Here is a 1068-nt window from a genome sequence, read left to right as displayed (position 1 = left end):
ACAAGCAATAATCACTGTATCGCGTTGCTTCAGTTGATCAGTATTTCTTCGGTTTTTAATCTTATCTGGTACACAATTGTGGTATATGTTAGAAACAGTTCTCATAATTTCCTTGAATGTTATAAAAGTATCTGTATAATGTTCAGTATATTTTGATGAACGCATATGTAGTCCTCATTTCTTGGGAGTTTTGAGACTACTATATGCGTTTTTTTGTTGATTTACCAACATGTTTAGACATTTTCCTCTAGGAAAAAATTAACTAGCACCACGGGTATTTTACAAAGAATAAGTACAATCTAGTTTTTTGCTATTAAATGTGTAATAATTAATGTGCCATCACAACAAAGAATGAAAACCATTATTATCTAGTCTATGTCCATTCTTTTTGTTTGCAGTAGTTGTGATGGCTTCTCGTACCTTTAGCTCAATTGGTTAGAGCAGACGGCTCATAACCATCCGGTCGTAGGTTGAGTCCTACAGGGTACATATCTGTCTCTTATACACATCAGATGTGTATAAGAGACAGGTATGGAGCTGCGTATCATGAGTGAATGATATTTATAAATCACTGGATATTGAAGTATATTCTGTTTTCTCAACTTATTTAGTCAGATTTTTTAATGAAGATTTTTTGAGTAAAATTTCTATAATTCCTACTTATTGAAAAGTAGTTTGTAGTGCTGCTTCTACCTCTCTCATCTGTTCTACAAATTCCAAATAACTTGACGCAGCTTGCGGAATGAAAAAATGATATGTGAATATTTCTCCTCCTAGCCCGCTTAATATGCCTATTTTTTTATACCCATGATTTGCAGGAAGGGGATCGGAAGTAGGTTGCAGAAAGCCGCCTTTCATTGTATCTGCTTGGTCTAAATTCATTATATGAATACCCGTGGTGCTAGTTAATTTTAATATCCTAAAGAATATCTCAAAGTTCCTTCAAAACGTCGTTGTGCTCGACTTAATAGAACACTGTAAGCCAGTAATATGCTTTCAAATCTACTCTCTAGCCCTTTAACAGAACGTGAGTTGAAATTTTGACAACCTAATTTTTCTAAGGAAGAA

At 34.1% G+C, this 1068-nt stretch carries 1 protein-coding gene, 1 tRNA gene and 2 pseudogenes; 1 reads left to right on the top strand and 3 read right to left on the bottom strand.

Annotated features, from left to right (window positions below; translation table 11 throughout):
• A pseudogene (locus A5844_RS06180) lies at positions 1–165 on the bottom strand (IS982 family transposase); the annotation flags it as partial.
• Positions 166–416: 251 nt separating this feature from the next.
• Between A5844_RS06180 and A5844_RS06175 the strand changes: the two are divergent.
• Positions 417–489 (top strand) — tRNA-Ile (locus A5844_RS06175).
• A gap of 171 nt (positions 490–660) precedes the next feature.
• Here A5844_RS06175 and A5844_RS06170 read toward each other — a convergent pair.
• Positions 661–882, bottom strand: coding sequence for a hypothetical protein (locus A5844_RS06170; protein WP_104890066.1), 222 nt, complete (start codon positions 880–882; stop codon positions 661–663).
• Between the two features lie 29 nt (positions 883–911).
• A pseudogene (locus tag A5844_RS06165) lies at positions 912–1068 on the bottom strand (IS982 family transposase); the annotation flags it as partial.

This window comes from Candidatus Enterococcus wittei, from assembly GCF_002140175.1.
In the GTDB taxonomy this organism is placed as follows: Bacteria; Bacillota; Bacilli; order Lactobacillales; family Enterococcaceae; genus Enterococcus_B; species Enterococcus_B wittei.
This window is presented reverse-complemented; position numbering and strand designations above follow the sequence as displayed.